Source organism: Cyclobacterium xiamenense (assembly GCF_009467825.1).
GTDB lineage: Bacteria > Bacteroidota > Bacteroidia > Cytophagales > Cyclobacteriaceae > Cyclobacterium > Cyclobacterium xiamenense.
Genome location: NZ_WIOK01000023.1, coordinates 40,596 through 57,558 on the forward strand (window position 1 = coordinate 40,596; position 16,963 = coordinate 57,558).

Sequence of the window (16,963 nt, forward strand, 5' to 3'; positions counted from 1 at the left end):
AACGCAAAAGATGAATTAGGCAGAATACGCGGTAGCTGGCGGGATTTTTCTGCCTATCGACCCTGCCCGGTGGTTTTTACCAATTGCTTTTCTTCAAATTCTTCAAAGGCCTGCAACACGATCAAATAGGAAATCAGGTATGCCAGGGAGCTTTCGGCCCCCTGGTTTCGGTTGATTCCATTGCTTTCGAAGCCATCGCAACAACCTTTGGTTTCGAAGTCGAATAGACTCATTCGTAAATCGTTCTCGCCGAGAAACCACATAAAACAGGAAAAGAGCTTTGATAGGTATTCCTTGTCTTTGGTAAGGTGAAAGGCCTGCTGATACATCAGAATCATGGCCAGTGCATCAATGGGTTGCTGGGCAAACTGAGACCGCTCGCCCTCTTTTTGATACCAATTTTCGTTACCGATAATGGATAGGTAACCGTCATGGAGGGTTGTTTTTGTTAGAAAACCCATGCTTTCCAGGGCCACTGCCCGGATTCGTTCCTCCGGAAGTATTTCGGCTGCATGCAGTAGCGCAAGGGGTAAAATTCCATTGTCATAGGCCAGCAATGGCTCAAACCATTTCCAATCTTCCGTTCTGTTTGCCCCGTAGTGATTGACCAGTTTGTGTGCCAGGTTTCTTAGGGTTTCTACCATGGACTCGTCGGAAGGGTTGGATGTAAGGTAGTAACTAATTCCCAACATGGTATTGGCGATGCCCCGGATGGATTGAATTTTTTCGAAGTTTGGCAAAGCGTCGAAAAACACGAGCTTTCCAGTCTGGTAGTACGCATCATTTGGGGCGTTGCCCAGGAGGTATCCCAGTGCCCAGATGGTGCGTCCAAAGGAATCCTCGGATCCCACCTCGTCCAAAAATTGCCTGCTGAAACTAAGAAAATTACGGAAGGTGCCGTCTTCATTCTGCATAAAATGGATGTAGCTCAGGTAGATGGGGGCGAGGCTTAGGGCTATTTTATTTTTTGTCTGCTGATAGTCCATCAATACCATTAGTAGTGCACGGGCATTGTCATCCAGGCAATAGCCTTCTTTGAGATTGGGAATTCCAAATTTTGCGTGCTGAATAATGCCCGTATCGTCGGTCAGGCGTCGGATATGGTCCAAGGAAAAAGGTGGAAGCATCAGCGGGTCAATCAGGGTCTCCGGCCGGGACACAACCTCCGGTTTATCCCGGCAGACAGCCCTTGCAAGCGCTACATACTTGTCGCCGGATTTGGACCAGGTGATGGTTTTTCCGTAGTCGCGTGCTTTTTTGCGGATTTTTTTTAGCGCTTGCGGGTAATCCAATAGTTCCAGCAGGATGGTGGAAAGGGCCACAGAGTCATTAAAACCAAACAATCGGCCCCGTCCCCCGTCCAGAAGCTCAGTGGCGTGCCAGTAAGGAGTGGAAATAACGGCAGACCCGACGCCAACTGCATAGGAAAGGGTACCACTGGTAATCTGCGCCTCGTTTAGGTAGGGCGTGATATAAATATCGGAAGCGGCCAGGTATCTAAATAGTTCGTTTTGATCGATAAACTCATTTAAGAAGATTACATGTTCTTGCAGGTGTAGGGTTTTTACGAGCAGGTGTAGGAAATTGCGGTATTCTTCGCCCGAGTGGTGCAACACGTTCGGATGGGTTTTTCCCAAAACCATATAGACTACATCGGGGTGTTTTTCAATCACTTTTGGCAAGGCCTTGATGACGGTTTCGATCCCCTTGTTCCTGCTGATAATGCCAAACGTGAGTAAAAATTTCTTTTTTTCGAGCTTGAAGGCCTTTTTCGACTGTTCCTGATCGAACTGAATATCGGGAACACCGTGTTCAATCAATTCGATTTTACCTGGATCTACATCGTAGATGGAATGGAGAAATTCAATGGCCTTGTGACTCATTACAACAATTTTGTACGCCATTTTGCAGATTTGCTCCAATACTGCCTTTTCGTTGTAGGAGGGTTTTTCCAGAATCGTGTGAAGTGTAACGATAAGTGGAATTTCCAACCGATGCAGCAGCGGCAAAATATACATGCCATTCTGCCCACCAAAAATACCGAACTCGTGCTCCAAAATGCACAGCTCTGCCCCGCTTAAATTGATGTATTTCACGGCTTTCAGGTAGTCGCGTTGCTGTTCCTGGCGAATGACTACTTTCACTTCCTCTGGATAGGCATATTCCAGGTCATGATCATTCATGGCTACTACGAAGCCTTCCACCGGATTTTCTGCCGGGAGGGTATCAGCTTTTTCCTTGTCCGGATCGGCGACCATGGCCCGGTAAAGGTCTTGGGTGAAAATACCAATGCCGCATTCGCGAGGGGGATAGGTGCCGATGTATACAAGTTTCATGGTTTCACCATAGCAATAATTAGGCCTCGATGGGATTTGGTAACATATAAATCGGAATCGGGGAATACGCACAAAATACCGGACGGCTCTCCCGCGGCAATAAAGAAGTAGTTGTGGCAGTCCGGTATTTCTGCTAAACGCACCCCTTTTGCAGGCTATCTGGAATATACCGCTGAAACGTAGTGCCCTCAATGGTGTCAGTTTGCCAAACCGGGATTTTTGTAACGTTGGTAAAGGACTAGGAATCCGGGGTACTAGCGATCGAGCAAAAAATCGTGTAACAGTTTACGGTAAGCCTGACTGTATTGTCCGGCTGTATCTTTTAAGCAGATTCCGAGCGAATGGCTGTTGGGTAGGACAGACTTTCTAAAGCAACAGATTTCTCGGTGGGGTGGGCGTTCCGGTCGATCGTAAATCTGGTACCGGACACTCCGGTGGAGGTCGGAATGGAGCGCTAACTCGGCAAAACGTTTCATTTCCGTGCCAGGCAAAATCAGCCAAAATGAGCCTTCCTTACCTAAGGCTCGATTGACGCCTTTCACCAAATCTGTCAACGACAATTGATCATCGTGAAGGGCCCAATTTCTTCCGGGGTCTTTCGACTTGAGGTGATTCGCAAAATAGGGGGGATTGCTTGCGATCAAGTCGTATTTTTGGTTGGAGTTTTTCGCATACACTTGAAAGGGAAGATGAAATAGTTTCATTCTTTCTTTCCATGGACTCTGCTGAATGTTTTCGGAAGCCTGGGTAAAAGCAGCTTGCTCAATTTCCACCCCATGCACTTCTGCGTCTGGAAATCGTTGGGCAAGCATAAGTCCAATAACACCCGTTCCCGCTCCTATGTCCAAGATTTGTTTTGGGCCCGGGTGTTGAGCCAGGGCGCCTAGCAAGATCGCATCGGTGCTCAATTTCATCGCACAGCGGTCCTGACGAATCAAAAATTGTTTGAATTGAAAGTAACTATTCGCCATCCCTAAAACATGCCGTTCTCCTGCGCGGCTTCGTAACCTTCGTCGATTTTCAGACCAGAACCCGAGGCAGCAGCGACTGCCAATTGGTCGCAGCGTTCGTTTTCTATGTTGCCATCGTGGCCCTTTACCCAATGAAACCGAGGTTTATACCGAAGATGAAGCGGAATGTATTTTTTCCAAAGGTCGGGATTTTTTTTGTCCTTAAAGCCTTTTTTCTGCCAGCCCCAGATCCAACCTTTTTGGATGGCGTCTACCACGTATTTGCTGTCGGAATAGATGGTAATGGGTAGGCCCGCTACCTTAAGCGCCTCCAAGCCCCGGATAACTGCCAGCAGCTCCATGCGGTTGTTGGTAGTCAGGCGAAAGCCCTCAGCGAGCTCCTTTCGCAGGTCTTTGTATAGCAACACCACGCCGTATCCCCCGGGGCCCGGATTGCCTCGGGAGGAGCCGTCCGTATAGATTTTTATCATAACTGTTCGTCAAATCAACGATCAAAAGTACATTAAATTCTGATAGTGCTAAAATCTCGCCACCCTTCCTGTGATAAATCGACTGCTACCTGGAATGGGGTATCCCGGCGGAAGGCATTTGTAAGAAGCTGGGGCGATGTGCTGGAAGATTGACATTTCTGTTGTAAATTCAACGCTGATTCAAAACCAATTGCCATGTCCGAACGTGCTTCCTCTCTTCTCAAAACGCTGTTAGCTGGCCTGCTCTCGCTCGTTGTTTTCTGTCCGCTTACCGCAAATGCCCAGGAAATGGGTTTCGAGGAATACGAGCCTGTATCCACGCTGGTAGTTCCCGAAAACCCGGTAAAATCGGCAAAATTCCCCTTTGTCGACATTCACAGCCATCAATGGAACGTGACACAGGAACTGATCCATAGACTGGTATCCGAAATGGATGAACTGAATATGGCCACCATGGTGAATCTTAGCGGTAAGGGATTTGCCAGGAGCCGGAGTGAAATCGATGCCCAGGCCTACTTGAATTCGATGATCCGCCGGTTTAACGGCGTCGCTCCGGGTCGTTTTATTGTCTTTACCAATTTGGGGTTCGAGGGTTTCGGAGGCGAAGATTGGGTGAAAAATGCAGTAGAGGAGTTGGAAACGGACGTAAGAAATGGTGCCAATGGCTTGAAGATTTACAAAAGCCTCGGACTTTCTATCAATGATATCCAAGGCAACCGGGTACCGATTGACCATCCTGACCTGGACCCGATATGGGCCAAGTGCGGCGAACTGGGCATTCCGGTGCTTATCCATGCGGCAGACCCGGCCCCCTTTTGGCAGCCCATGGATGCCCGCAACGAGCGCTGGCTGGAGTTGAAAATTAACCCCAACCGAAAACGAGGCCCGGACAACCCGGCGCCTTTCGAGCAAATCATTGCCGAGCAACACCATGTGTTTCGCAAGCACCCCAAGACCACCTTTATCAATGCCCATATGGGCTGGATGGCTAACGATCTGGCAAAAGCCGGACGCCACCTGGAGGAATATCCCAATGTAAACTTTGGTATTGGAGCAGTTATAGCCGAATTCGGCAGGCAGCCCCGCATGGCACGGGAGTTTTTTATCCAGTACCAGGACCGGATTCTTTTTGGAAAGGATGCCTACAACAAAGAAGAATTTTACACCTATTTCCGGGTATTGGAAACAGCCGATGAGTATTTCCCCTACTACAAGAAATACCATGCCTTCTGGCGCATGTACGGCCTGGACTTGCCGGACGAAGTATTGAAAAAAGTTTACTATAAAAATGCCTTGCGGATTATCCCCAACATGGATGCGAGCCTTTTTCCGGATTGATTCCCTACGAGATATCTACCGCCGGCTTGCTTTTTCCTCGTAAAGATCCATTAGTAGGAAGTGACGGTTTCCCGGCCTTTTGGTGGTTTCCTTGTCTGTTTTTTCTTTTTCATCTTATTGATCCAGATAAGGGTGCCGGTGACAGGCAGGCTGGTCGCTATCAGGCAGGAAATAAAATACAGCAACTTGCTAAAGGACCCGTACACGTCCCCCACATGCAGGGCTTTGATGGACCGGGAAATACGTTGGTTGAAGGGTTGATCGCGAAACAACGCCACTTGCTTTACTGCTTTGGTGCCGGCATCCACTACCACCTGGTCCGAAGCGGCGGGCGCAAAAAAGCCTGCCCTCTTTTTGCTAATGCGTACGTCTGTTGCCCCTTTCTGAGGCAGATCAATGCTGTAGCTTCCTTTGTAGCCCAACGCCAGGTCGGCCACTTCCACGTATTCTTCCATAGGAAACAAGGCCATTGCTCCACTTTCTTTCGGTGCGGCATTGGTCGTTGCAGCACTTTTTTCCGGTTTGGCTTCCCTGCGCTCCTGATAGGTTCCGAGGGTTTTTTGCAAGCCTTCCCGGTACCAGGGGAAGGACCAGAAAGGCCCGGTGACCCCCATGAGGAAAAGAACGATTGCGGAATAAAAAGCCAGGGTATTGTGTAAGTCGTGGTTGATCCGTTTCCAATTGCTGTCGAATTTGATTTTCAACCCTTTCCGCCAATAGCGGGCTTTTCTGGGCACCCAGATGATCAGACCGGTCAGGACTCCTATGGTAAACAAAATAGTGGCACTTCCCGTGATGTAACTTCCCAGCTTGCGGTTTTCCAACCCACCGATCAATGGCTCTTCTATTTTGTCCAGGAGCAGCCAGCGATGCAGGCTAAAGAGGTTCCCCATTACCTCCGCGGCAGGGTTGGGTTCTTTGCTATTGCCCAGGTAGGCAGCGGTATACGGATTGAAAAAATAGGTCGTCCCAAAACGGCTAAGGTCCCCCTCGGCCCTGGCGGTCACCTGCAAGCTGCGGTTGGCCTCGTAGGGAATTTTTAGTCCGGTAATATCTCCTTCGATATATTTCTGTCCATTCTCAAGAATGGTTTCCACCGCTAACCTGGTTTGCCCGGGAGGCACCTCTACCCGGTAAAGATGGGAGGCAGCCCACTCCCTAATTTCGGTATTGTAGACATACAAGGTTCCGGTTAGACATACGATCAGCAACACAATGCCGCTAATCAGTCCAGCCCAGAGATGAATGTCGTTAACAAATTTTCGGATTGTAATCCAGGACAGGTTGGTGCCAGGTGTATTCATGGGAAAAGCATTTGCTAGTATTTTTAGCGGAAACAAGTCAGTACGGATGTCCCCGCCTTGTTTGAAACCGGATCAAATGGGTATTTATTCTCACTGCCTTCGTTCGGGGTAATGCTACTAGCGGAGCATCCCGCAGCAGTGTCTGTCAGCCAAGCAACAAACCAGCCCTGCGAAAGCGCTGTGCAAACCTCCGACAAAGGACGGCGTCTTTCCGACCAAATATATACAATTATTATTTAGATTTAATCTAATAAAGCCTGAATTTTTTGTCTCCGGGTAGCATTGCTTTTTTCGGGTAGTGGAGGGCGCCTTAGCCCCGTCGAAAATTGAGGAATAGAAGGACCAAACTATCCATGGCTATGCCATTAGTTTTAGTGGAACCCATTCGTCTGGGAGTAAGCGAGTCACTCGTAGTGCCTCCTCATCCAGGTCTTTGTCCCCTTCGTTTGGGATAAAGGGATGTATGATTTGTCCATCTTTGGTACTGGTCACCACCACGCCAAGCGTCCCCGATTCTCCCATAGCGAATGCGGTCGAGGGGTACCTGCGATTAGTGGCCAAAAAAATGGTAGAATTGTGCGTCGCCTCCCAACAAAACAAGCCTGGCTCCGGTGTTCACCTGGACCAAATTCTTCCATTTTTGGGTTTTATTAAAAAAAAAGGCAGTTTCAAAAAACTGCCTTTTATTGTATTTTATTCAATCAACTCCTCAAGTTTAGGCCTCCGCCTCGCTTTGCTCGTAGGAGTAGAAGGACTGATCCCTTCGGGCCAGGGAAGATTTTCCACCGCTTAGGAATTTATCCACCTCTACGGCACATTCCCTACCCTCGGCAATGGCCCATACCACCAGGGATTGACCCCGACGCATGTCCCCGGCAAGAAAAACCTTAGGGACAGAACTTTGGTAATTTTTGGATTTGGGCAGCCCGTTTTCCATCAATTCCACGTCAAAAGCTTCCAGAAGCCCAGATTTGGGCCCCAGGTAGCCGATCGCTAGCAATGCGAGGTCGCAAGGAAGCGTCTTTTCAGTACCTTCGATTTCGTAAAACTGCATTCTTCCGTTTTCTTCCTTCCACTCGATTTCCACTACGGTAAGACCTGTAACATTTCCATCGGCATCTTTGGTAAACTCTTTGGTAAGTACCGACCATACGCGCTCCGCTCCTTCTTCGTGGGAACTGGAGGTTCTCAGCGTCATGGGCCATTCTGGCCATGGATTGAGGGTGGTCCTGCCCTGTGGAGGCTTGGGAAGCAGTTCCAGTTGCGTTACGGAAGCTGCTCCGTGGCGGTTAGACGTACCGATGCAGTCACTCCCCGTATCGCCGCCACCAATTACAATCACGTGCTTGCCTTTTGCATGGATCGGATTTTCATCCAACTCTCCGGCGATTACCTGATTTTGCCGTCCCAGAAAATCCATCGCGAAGTGTACGCCCTGGGCATCCCGGTTGTTGATTTTCAAATCCCGGGGGTGCTGTGCTCCAGTGGACAAAACAACGGCATCGTAATTTTGAAGTATGTTTTCGGCTTTGATATTGAACCCAACCTCGGTGTCCTTGCTGAATATGACACCCTCTTCGTTCATCACGTTTACCCTGCGCTCAATCACCCATTTCTCCAATTTGAAGTCAGGGATGCCATACCGAAGCAGGCCACCTACTTCCTTGTCTTTTTCAAATACGGTGACTTCGTGCCCCGCCTGATTTAACTGGTCTGCCGCGGCAAGACCCGCAGGGCCGGAACCAATGACTGCTACCTTTTTACCAGTCCGATGGGCTGGGATTTTTGGCTTGACCAAATCAAGTTCGTAAGCTTTTTCTGCAATGCTCTTTTCTATCAACTCGATCGCCACCGGGTCTTTGTTGATGCCCAGTACACAACTGGCCTCACATGGCGCAGGGCATATCCTACCGGTAAACTCCGGGAAGTTGTTGGTGCCGCGAAGGATGTTGTAGGCCAATTCCCATTCCTTGTGGTAAACCGCATCGTTAAAATCCGGAATGACATTGCCCAGGGGGCAGCCGTTGTGGCAAAAGGGGATGCCGCAATCCATGCATCGGGCTGCCTGCTGATTCAATACCTTGGGGTCCAAGGGCTTGTATATTTCTTTGTAATCGTTTTTCCTATTTTCAGGCGACCGTGAGCTTTGTAGCTGTCGTTTGTATTTTAAGAAACCTTCCTTATCCGCCATATTACACTAATGTTTTTGAATTTTCCAACGCTCTTTTTCTCAGTACTTCTTTGTAGTCTCTTGGGATAACTTTGATGAAGCGCGCTTTGTTTGCTTCCCAATCTTCCAGAATTGCGTTGCCGATATTGCTGGAAGTGTATTCCAAATGTTCTTGCAGTGAAGCTTTGATGGTAGCGTAATCGTCTTCGTTCAGTGGGTCGATGTCTACCATTTCTTTGTTGATATTGCCTATATTTTCTTTGAAAATGTACGCAATACCCCCACTCATACCGGCAGCGAAGTTACGGCCGATTTCGCCAAGAATCACTGCCAGGCCACCGGTCATGTATTCGCAGCCATGATCCCCGATTCCTTCAACGACTGCTTCTACTCCCGAGTTCCGCACGCAAAACCGCTCTCCGGCTTTTCCTTTGATAAAAGCCTTGCCCGAAGTGGCGCCGTAGAAAGCCACGTTGCCGATAATGATATTATCTTCGGCTACGAAATTGGCATTTCGGCTTGGGAAAACAACCAGCTTTCCACCAGAGAGCCCTTTTCCAAAATAGTCATTGGCCTCTCCTTCCAATTCAAAGGTGATGCCTTTGGCCAGGAAACCACCGAAGGTCTGTCCGGCCGATCCCTTGAATTTAAAGTGGATGGTATTGTCCGGTAGTCCGGGGCTGCCAAAAAACTTGGAAACCTCGTTGGATAGCATGGCACCTACCGTTCTGTCTACGTTTTTAATCTCAAAACTTCCCCGTACCGGATTTGCTTGTTCGAGCGCCGGGGTGGCCGCCTGGATTAGCTTTCTGTCGAGTACTTTTTTCAGTCGGAAATCCTGATCGATTTGCTTGTAAATACCCACGTGGTCCGGAACTTCCACTTTGTGGAAAATCGGGCTCAAGTCCAATTTATCCCATTTCCAATGGTTCATCTGCCCATTGGCTGCCTTAAGCACATCGCTTTGACCGATCATTTCGTTCACCGTACGGAATCCCAAAGAGGCCATGATTTCCCGAAGGTCTTCGGCCAGGAAACGGAAGTAGTTTACCACGTGATCCGGATCGCCTGTAAAGAGCTTTCGGAGTTCGGGGTTTTGGGTAGCGATGCCTACGGGACAGGTATTGAGGTGGCATTTTCGCATCATGATGCAGCCTTCCACCACCAGGGCTCCGGTAGAGATACCCCATTCCTCGGCACCAAGCAGCGCGGCGATGGCGAGGTCCCGGCCCGTGCGCAATTGCCCGTCGGTTTGCAGGGTTACCCGGCTTCGCAGGTTGTTTTTCACCAGGGTTTGGTGGGCTTCAGAAAGACCCAGTTCCCAGGGTAATCCGGCATGCCGGATGGAGCTCAAGGGAGAGGCTCCCGTACCACCATCCGCTCCGGAAATCAAGATTACATCCGATTGGGCCTTGGCTACCCCTGCTGCCACGGTACCAACACCGGCCTGAGAGACCAGTTTTACGTTGATCCGGGCTTTCCGGTTTGCATTCTTGAGGTCGTAAATAAGCTGCGCCAAATCCTCAATCGAATAGATGTCGTGGTGTGGCGGCGGTGAAATCAATCCCACGCCCGGCGTTGAGTGCCGTACCCGACCGATCCAGTCGTCCACCTTATGCCCGGGTAGCTGTCCACCCTCTCCAGGCTTGGCTCCCTGGGCCATTTTGATTTGTAACTCGTCGGCATTGGCCAGGTAATTACTTGTAACGCCAAACCTTCCCGAGGCCACCTGCTTGATCGCAGAGCGTTCCCAGTCTCCATTGGGCTTTTTCTCAAAGCGGATTTCGTCTTCTCCACCTTCCCCGCTATTGCTTTTCGCACCGATTCGGTTCATGGCAATGGCCAAGGTACTGTGGGCCTCGTGAGAAATGGACCCAAACGACATAGCACCGGTGGCGAAGCGTTTCATAATCTTTTCTACCGGTTCCACTTCCTCTACAGGAATGGAAATACGTTTTTTAAACTCCAGTAGTCCCCGCAAGGTCAATGCATCCTTGGTTTGGTCGTTTATCTTTTTCGCAAATTTTTTGTACAATCCGTAATCCCCCAGCCGGGTCGATTTTTGCAATAAATGGATGGTTTCGGGGTTAAACAAATGCTTTTCTCCCCGCCGCTTCCATTGGTAAATTCCACCTGCTTCCAACAAGGGACTTTCGGTTTCGTAGGCGGCATGGTGGCGGACCAATACTTCGTCTGCCAATTCATCGAAGGACACTCCGCTGATTCTACTTACAGTACCTTTAAAGCACCTTTCGATGACTTCCGGGCCCAAACCGATCGCTTCAAAAATCTGTGCACTTTGGTAGGATTGCAGTGTACTGATTCCCATTTTGGAGAGTACTTTCAGTAAGCCTTTTCCAATCGCTTCTTTGTAGTTTTCAAACAGCTTTTTCTGCGGTATCTTTTTGGAAAGCATCTCGTTCTCGTTGAGGTAGAGAAGCGTTTCCAAGGCCAGGTAGGGATTTATGGCACTGGCACCGTACCCGATTACCGTGGCAAAATGGTGGGTTTCACGGATATCTCCGGCTTCCACCACGATTCCCGCTTTGGTTCGGATTTTCTGATTCACCAGGTGGTGATGCACGGCCCCAACGGCCAGGAGTGACGGAATGGGGGCCGTTTCCTGTTTGCAGTCTCTATCCGAAATGATCAGTATATTTTTACCTGCCTTGATCGCGTCCTCTGCGTCTTGGCAGAGGCGGTTCAGTGCCTCCAGGAGGCGACCGGGTTGGTGGTCGGCTGTAAAGTGTGCATGCAAGGTGGCAGACCGATACCCTCTGTCTTCCAGGTTTCTCAATTTTTCCAGATCCTCGTTCAGCAACACGGGCTGGGATATGTGGATTTGCCGGGTATGTTGCGGACTTTCTTCCAGGATGTTGTGGCTTTCACCGATTCGGGTGAAAAGTGACATCACCAACCGCTCCCGGATGGGGTCGATGGGTGGATTACTTACCTGGGCAAAAAGCTGCTTGAAGTAATTGGAGATATGCTGACTTTGTTTGGACAGTACGGCAAGTGGCGTGTCGGCACCCATGGATCCAATCGGCTCATAGGCGGTATCACCCATGGGAGCGAGCAGGACTTTCAGATCTTCCTGACTGTAGCCAAAAATGGTCTGCCGCTTGCGAATGTTTTCGGTGCTGTAGGGTAGGGAAAGCTCCTTCGGTGAAGGAATCAATCGCAACTTCAGCCGTTCTTTTCGAATCCAGGCGTCGTACGGTTTTCGATTACACACCTCAGCTTTGACTTCCTCATCGAAGGCTACCTTTCCTTTTGCCAGATCGGCTAGCAGCATTCGGCCGGGGCTAATTCGGCCTTTTTCCAAAATGGTGGCATCCCGAATAGGCAAGGCTCCTGCTTCCGAGGAAAGGATAAGCCGATCGTCAGAGGTAACGAAATAGCGGAGTGGGCGAAGCCCGTTACGGTCTAGTGTCGCACCCAGGGATTTACCATCCGTAAACAATAAGGCCGCAGGGCCGTCCCAGGGTTCGACCAGGGACGCATGGAATTTATAGAAGGCTTTCTTCTTCTTGTCCATGGTTTTGTTGTCTTGCCAGGCTTCCGGCACCAGCATCATCATGACGTGAGGGAGGCTTCTTCCACTAAGGGTCAATAGCTCCACCATGGCGTCCAGATTGGCAGAATCCGAATGCTTGGCATTGGTGATCGGCATGAGCATCTGAAGTTCCTCGTCCGTGAAAAGCGCCGTTTTCATCAGCGTTTCTTTGGAGCGCATTTTATTTAGATTGCCCCGGATGGTGTTTATTTCCCCATTATGGGATAGGAAACGGAAGGGTTGCGCCAATCGCCAATTTGGGAAGGTGTTCGTCGAAAAACGAGAATGCACGAGTGCGATTGCGGAGGTAAGCTTGTTGTTTTGCAGGTCTTTGTAGAAGGTTAGCACCTGATCCGTTCGCAGCTGTCCTTTGTAGATGACGGTTTGGCTGCTGAAGCTTGCAAAGTAAAACGCATCGTTGACACCGGGGATGGTTGCATTGATGACGCGGGTGGCATAGTTTCTCAGCACGTACAACTTACGCTCCAGGTCGATGCCCGAAAGCCCGTCCTGATGCCGCACAAATACTTGCTCAATAATGGGCATTACTTCCAATGCACCGGATCCGGGTACTGTTTCATCGGTAGGTACGGACCTGTAGCCGAGCAAATCGAATCCAAGCTCCTGAATTAGTGTGTTTAAATGTGTTTTGCTTTTTCTGTATAGTTGCTTGTTTCTGGGGAAAAAGACCATGCCAACGCCATAGCTTCCTTCTTCCGGTAACCCAAAACCAAGCCTTAGCGTCACCTCTTTCAAGAACGTATGGGGAAGTTGGATGAGGATACCGGCACCGTCCCCGGTTTTGGGATCACTTCCTCTTCCACCTCTATGCTCCATATTGCTAAGCATTAGCAAAGCATCACTTATCGTTTCGTGGCTTTTTTGGCCTTTCACATTCACAACAGCCCCAATTCCGCAGGCATCATGCTCAAACTGTGAACGATATAATCCTTGATTCATTCTGGTATATTTATTTGTAATAGGTATTCCAATCGGTTTGAAAAATTCACAATAAATTTTTCAAATTTTAAATTCTAGACAATAAAGGTAAAACAAAAATGAAAGAAATGTTCAGAACCAAATAAAAAATTATCATTAACAGAATAAGAGATTACCCTTAAATCCGAACCTGTTTGAGCTTATTTTACGTTTGTTTTGAATTTTCTGGTTCGATTTTTAACCACTTTTTAGGAAGTCTTCGGGCTGAAGTGCTCATTCAAGCTCGCTTTTCGTAATTTTAAAACTACAAAAAAAAAATCAGAAAAATAAACCGGTCCCTACAAAAATTAAACTGAATCTTTTAATAGTCCGGTAGATCGGTAATGGGCTCAGTCGGAATGGTCCGGAATGTTTTTGTCTATCGGGGCATCTAATACCACTTTTACTTTTTTTATTTTCCGGGTGTCTACGGCAATGATGGTAAACTCAAAGTTTTCAAACCTGATTTTAGTCCCGTTTTTTGGCAAATTGGAATTTAGTTCCAGTAATAACCCCCCCAAGGATTCGCTTTCCCCCTTCACCTCGTCGAATAGTTGAATGTCCAAATCCAGCTTTTTGCAAAAATCGTTCAACGATATCTTTCCTTCAAAGATATACGTTCGCTCGTCGATTTTTCGAAACAGGTGTTCTTCCACATCATCGAATTCGTCGTTGATGTCTCCGATGATCTCTTCGATCAGGTCTTCCAAGGTCACCAGACCCGAGGTTCCGCCGTATTCGTCCACGACGATCGCCATGTGTACCCGTCTGTTTTTAAAATTCTTTAACAGGTCTGCCAGTTTTTTATTTTCAGGAATAAAATAGCCTTTTCGAATCAGATCCTGCCAACGAAAATGTTCATCTTTATCGATGTGGTCGAGCAGGTCTTTGATGTAAAGGATACCTTTGATTTGATCGATGGTGTCTTCGTAAACGGGTATTCGCGAATAGCCGCTTTTATTGATCTTATCCATCAACTCATGAAAGTCCATATCGACATCTACTGCTGTAAGGTCCATGCGCGAACGCATCACTTGTTTGACAGACAAGGTGCCGAAATTTACAATCCCCTTTAAAATATCCCGTTCGTTATTGCTGGTATCCACCGAGGTGATTTCCAGCGCCTGGTGCAATTCATCCACGGATAGGGAATAGCCTTTTCGCTCGATGCGTTTTTCAATGACGTTACTCATGGCCATCAGCGCATAAGACAGGGGGCTGAGCAGCAGGGAAAAAAAATACAGAAAAGTGGACGTCAGCCGCGAAAAGGCCACCCTGGCGGCATTGGCATAGACCTTGGGAACGATCTCTCCAATAAATACAATGGCGAAGGTCACGCCTACCGTTTGAAAAAGGATGATGACAATGCCAGTGGTATCCGTTCCGAATACCGTCCAAGTAAAAAAAGTAGTCAGCGTGACGATGCTGATATTGATCAGGTTGTTAAGGATTAAAATGGTGCTCAACAATTTCTGGGGATTTTCTATGAGCGCAATCACTTTTTCCGAACGGGAATCCGGAGTTTCCCGGATAGACGCAATATCCTCGTGATTCAACGAAAAAAAAGCTACCTCTGAGCCAGAGACCAATGCGGATATAACCAACAAGACGATGAATAGAATCGCATTGGATACCACGTAAACCGGTGAAACAGCCAGAACATCTGCCAGCAGCAGCAAACTCGGGTAGGGGTCGTCCATTAATGTATGAAAATTAATTTTTGCAAAACTACAGAATTTTAACGGAACCCGGTTGGCTTAGAACGGTAAATCGTCAGAACCATCTTCCTCATTTTCAAAGGATGGCTGCTGGGCCATTTGGTTACCCCGTACACTTTCCGGATTGGCGGCAGTTTGACCCGATCCCGAGGAGGGATTATCCGGTCCCATATTTTTGGAGCCCAACATGGTAAAACTCAGTACCCGGATTCGGATTTTTTTGCGATTGTTTCCTTGATCGTCTTGCCAGGTATCGGATTTGATTTTGCCTTCTACGTAGATTTGGCTTCCTTTTCGTAGGTATTGCTCGGCTACTTTGGCCTGTCCGTCCCATAGCTCCAGGTCATGCCACTCGGTATTTTCTACGCGATTTCCGGTCCGGTCCTTGTAAGCCTCCGTAGTGGCCAGCCGCAAATTCGCCACGACTTTGTCGCCTTCCAGGTGTTTGACTTCCGGGTCGGCACCCAGATTGCCTACTAAAATTACTTTATTTACTCCTGCCATGGTTTGTCGTTTTTAGTCAGATTGGATGTAAAAATTGTAAATGAAATATACTGAATTATTTTTTTTGATTCAAGTACCGAACAATCAATTTGGGCTTTCCCAATTCCTCCAGTCTTTGGCGGTCTACCAGTTGGTACCCGTTTTTCTGCGCCCATTTTTCAAGCTTGATTTGTTGGTCCTCCGGGATGGTAATATTCACAAAAGACGCATATATTTTCTGGTGACTTAGCAAGTGTTTCCAGGGCTGTTGCGTTCCTTGCTCAAAAACCGGTCCAAGGGACGCTAATTCCCGTAGGACTGACAGGTTTTCAGGTCTTGGAGAAAGAATCTGCTCCAAAGAAGTAAATTCTTCCAGCGGGAAGTCGACCAAACCTTGCCAGATATCGCTTTCGGTCCGTTTGTGAATGACAACATGGCCGTCCACCTGTATGTGGTGGTAGGTAAAAAACCGGGAGCGGACTTTGGTCTTTTTTTCTTTCAGGGGCAGGCTGGATACCAGGTTGCGGTTCCAGGCCAGACATCCGGATGAAAGCGGACAATTTGGGCAATCCGGATTCGAGGGGGTGCATTGCAGGGCGCCAAACTCCATGATCGCCTGGTTGTATTGATCCGGATGCTCGCCTGGAATGAGCTGATTGGCAAGGACCTGAAATTCTTTCTTCCCTGCATGGGAGGCAATATCGGTGGAAATGCCAAAAAACCGCGCCAATACCCGGTACACGTTTCCGTCTACCACTGCCACCGGCTCCTGGTAGGCAAAGGAGGCAATGGCTGCTGCAGTGTAGGGGCCTACGCCCTTTAGCTGCAGCAAGGATTCGTAGTTTTCTGGAAACTTACCCCCTCGTTCCTGGACGATTTGCCGGGCACAGGCATGGAGATTTCGGGCGCGGCTGTAATAACCCAGCCCCTGCCAGGTGCGGAGAATGTCTTCCTCCGGTGCTGCTGCCAGATCTTGTACGCGGGGAAATCGGCTAACAAACGCATGAAAATACGGCAGGCCCTGAGCTACCCGTGTCTGCTGGAGAATGATTTCGGACAACCAAATGATATATGGATCCCGGGTGGCTCTCCATGGCAAATCGCGACGGTGAAGGGGATACCAACCGAGAAGTTTTTCAGTAAAATAGGTACTAGTCAAAATATTTAGAATTTGTTTATTCACCACTTATCTAACAAAACAAGGTAATTTTATTCATTTTATTTTTTAATTGGAATGGTTATTGTAAATTTGCACTCCCAAAATTACTTGGTTAATAGGAGGTTAAGCCTCTATTAAATTACACAACAAAATTTTAAGACAGTGACTAAAGCAGAGGTAATCACAAAGATTTCGGAGAAGACAGGAATTCAGAAGGACGATGTTACACAAACCGTGGAAGCGTTCTTCAGGGTCGTGAAGGATTCAATGGCAGAAGGAGAAAATATCTATGTCAGAGGTTTTGGCAGCTTTATTAACAAAAAGAGAGCTAAAAAAATTGCGAGAAACATCTCTAAAAACACGGCAATCGTGATCGACGAACATTACGTTCCGGCATTCAAGCCATCAAAATCTTTTATCGAAAAAATCAAAAATAGCCAAAGTGTGAAAGAATTGGCTCCGCAGGATTAATTTCTGGTA

At 48.2% G+C, this 16,963-nt stretch carries 12 protein-coding genes; 2 read left to right on the forward strand and 10 right to left on the reverse strand.

What is annotated here, in order from left to right:
• Positions 1 to 53: 53 nt before the first annotated feature.
• The 3 genes from GCU44_RS16440 to rnhA all read right to left on the reverse strand — a co-directional run bounded on the left by GCU44_RS16440 (position 54) and on the right by rnhA (position 3,777).
• Positions 54 to 2,336, reverse strand: coding sequence for a glycosyltransferase family 4 protein (locus GCU44_RS16440; protein ID WP_154857807.1), 2,283 nt, complete (start codon positions 2,334 to 2,336; stop codon positions 54 to 56).
• A 254-nt stretch (positions 2,337 to 2,590) separates the two neighbouring features.
• Positions 2,591 to 3,307 (reverse strand): tRNA1(Val) (adenine(37)-N6)-methyltransferase, encoded by a 717-nt coding sequence (locus tag GCU44_RS16445; RefSeq protein ID WP_154857809.1) that lies wholly within the window; start codon positions 3,305 to 3,307, stop codon positions 2,591 to 2,593.
• Positions 3,308 to 3,309: 2 nt separating this feature from the next.
• A complete protein-coding gene (rnhA, locus tag GCU44_RS16450; protein ID WP_154857811.1) occupies positions 3,310 to 3,777 on the reverse strand; it encodes a ribonuclease HI in 468 nt (155 codons plus the stop codon).
• 195 nt (positions 3,778 to 3,972) lie between these two features.
• On the opposite strand from rnhA, the gene GCU44_RS16455 reads away from it, so the two are divergent.
• Positions 3,973 to 5,115, forward strand: a complete 1,143-nt coding sequence (locus GCU44_RS16455) for an amidohydrolase family protein (protein ID WP_154857813.1) — start codon at positions 3,973 to 3,975, stop codon at positions 5,113 to 5,115.
• A gap of 50 nt (positions 5,116 to 5,165) precedes the next feature.
• Here the strand turns inward: GCU44_RS16455 and GCU44_RS16460 are convergent, their stop codons facing one another.
• From GCU44_RS16460 to mutY, 7 genes are all read right to left on the reverse strand, one after another.
• Positions 5,166 to 6,419 (reverse strand): PepSY-associated TM helix domain-containing protein, encoded by a 1,254-nt coding sequence (locus GCU44_RS16460; protein WP_154857815.1) that lies wholly within the window; start codon positions 6,417 to 6,419, stop codon positions 5,166 to 5,168.
• Between the two features lie 357 nt (positions 6,420 to 6,776).
• On the reverse strand, positions 6,777 to 6,980 hold the full coding sequence (locus GCU44_RS16465) for an energy transducer TonB (protein ID WP_154857817.1): 204 nt from the start codon (positions 6,978 to 6,980) through the stop codon (positions 6,777 to 6,779).
• A 154-nt stretch (positions 6,981 to 7,134) separates the two neighbouring features.
• Positions 7,135 to 8,610 (reverse strand): glutamate synthase subunit beta, encoded by a 1,476-nt coding sequence (locus GCU44_RS16470; protein ID WP_154857819.1) that lies wholly within the window; start codon positions 8,608 to 8,610, stop codon positions 7,135 to 7,137.
• Between the two features lies 1 nt (position 8,611).
• A complete protein-coding gene (gene gltB / locus GCU44_RS16475; RefSeq protein ID WP_092170627.1) occupies positions 8,612 to 13,105 on the reverse strand; it encodes a glutamate synthase large subunit in 4,494 nt (1,497 codons plus the stop codon).
• 368 nt (positions 13,106 to 13,473) lie between these two features.
• Positions 13,474 to 14,823 (reverse strand): gliding motility-associated protein GldE, encoded by a 1,350-nt coding sequence (gene gldE / locus GCU44_RS16480; RefSeq protein ID WP_092170625.1) that lies wholly within the window; start codon positions 14,821 to 14,823, stop codon positions 13,474 to 13,476.
• A 57-nt stretch (positions 14,824 to 14,880) separates the two neighbouring features.
• Positions 14,881 to 15,345, reverse strand: a complete 465-nt coding sequence (gene ssb / locus GCU44_RS16485) for a single-stranded DNA-binding protein (protein WP_154857821.1) — start codon at positions 15,343 to 15,345, stop codon at positions 14,881 to 14,883.
• Positions 15,346 to 15,400: 55 nt separating this feature from the next.
• A complete protein-coding gene (gene mutY, locus GCU44_RS16490) occupies positions 15,401 to 16,483 on the reverse strand; it encodes an A/G-specific adenine glycosylase (RefSeq protein ID WP_154857823.1) in 1,083 nt (360 codons plus the stop codon).
• Between the two features lie 138 nt (positions 16,484 to 16,621).
• Between mutY and GCU44_RS16495 the strand changes: the two genes are divergently transcribed.
• On the forward strand, positions 16,622 to 16,954 hold the full coding sequence (locus GCU44_RS16495; RefSeq protein WP_262885325.1) for an HU family DNA-binding protein: 333 nt from the start codon (positions 16,622 to 16,624) through the stop codon (positions 16,952 to 16,954).
• The last annotated feature ends 9 nt before the right edge of the window (positions 16,955 to 16,963 follow it).

Bases quoted from the DNA above. Each gene is read 5' to 3' on its own strand.
- ssb (WP_154857821.1), bottom strand. From the start codon at position 15,345: ATGGCAGGAGTAAATAAAGTAATTTTAGTAGGCAATCTGGGTGCCGAC.
- GCU44_RS16470 (WP_154857819.1), bottom strand. From the start codon at position 8,610: ATGGCGGATAAGGAAGGTTTCTTAAAATACAAACGACAGCTACAAAGC.
- GCU44_RS16440 (WP_154857807.1), bottom strand. From the start codon at position 2,336: ATGAAACTTGTATACATCGGCACCTATCCCCCTCGCGAATGCGGCATT.
- gldE (WP_092170625.1), bottom strand. From the start codon at position 14,823: ATGGACGACCCCTACCCGAGTTTGCTGCTGCTGGCAGATGTTCTGGCT.
- GCU44_RS16455 (WP_154857813.1), top strand. From the start codon at position 3,973: ATGTCCGAACGTGCTTCCTCTCTTCTCAAAACGCTGTTAGCTGGCCTG.
- GCU44_RS16445 (WP_154857809.1), bottom strand. From the start codon at position 3,307: ATGGCGAATAGTTACTTTCAATTCAAACAATTTTTGATTCGTCAGGAC.
- GCU44_RS16460 (WP_154857815.1), bottom strand. From the start codon at position 6,419: ATGAATACACCTGGCACCAACCTGTCCTGGATTACAATCCGAAAATTT.
- gltB (WP_092170627.1), bottom strand. From the start codon at position 13,105: ATGAATCAAGGATTATATCGTTCACAGTTTGAGCATGATGCCTGCGGA.
- rnhA (WP_154857811.1), bottom strand. From the start codon at position 3,777: ATGATAAAAATCTATACGGACGGCTCCTCCCGAGGCAATCCGGGCCCC.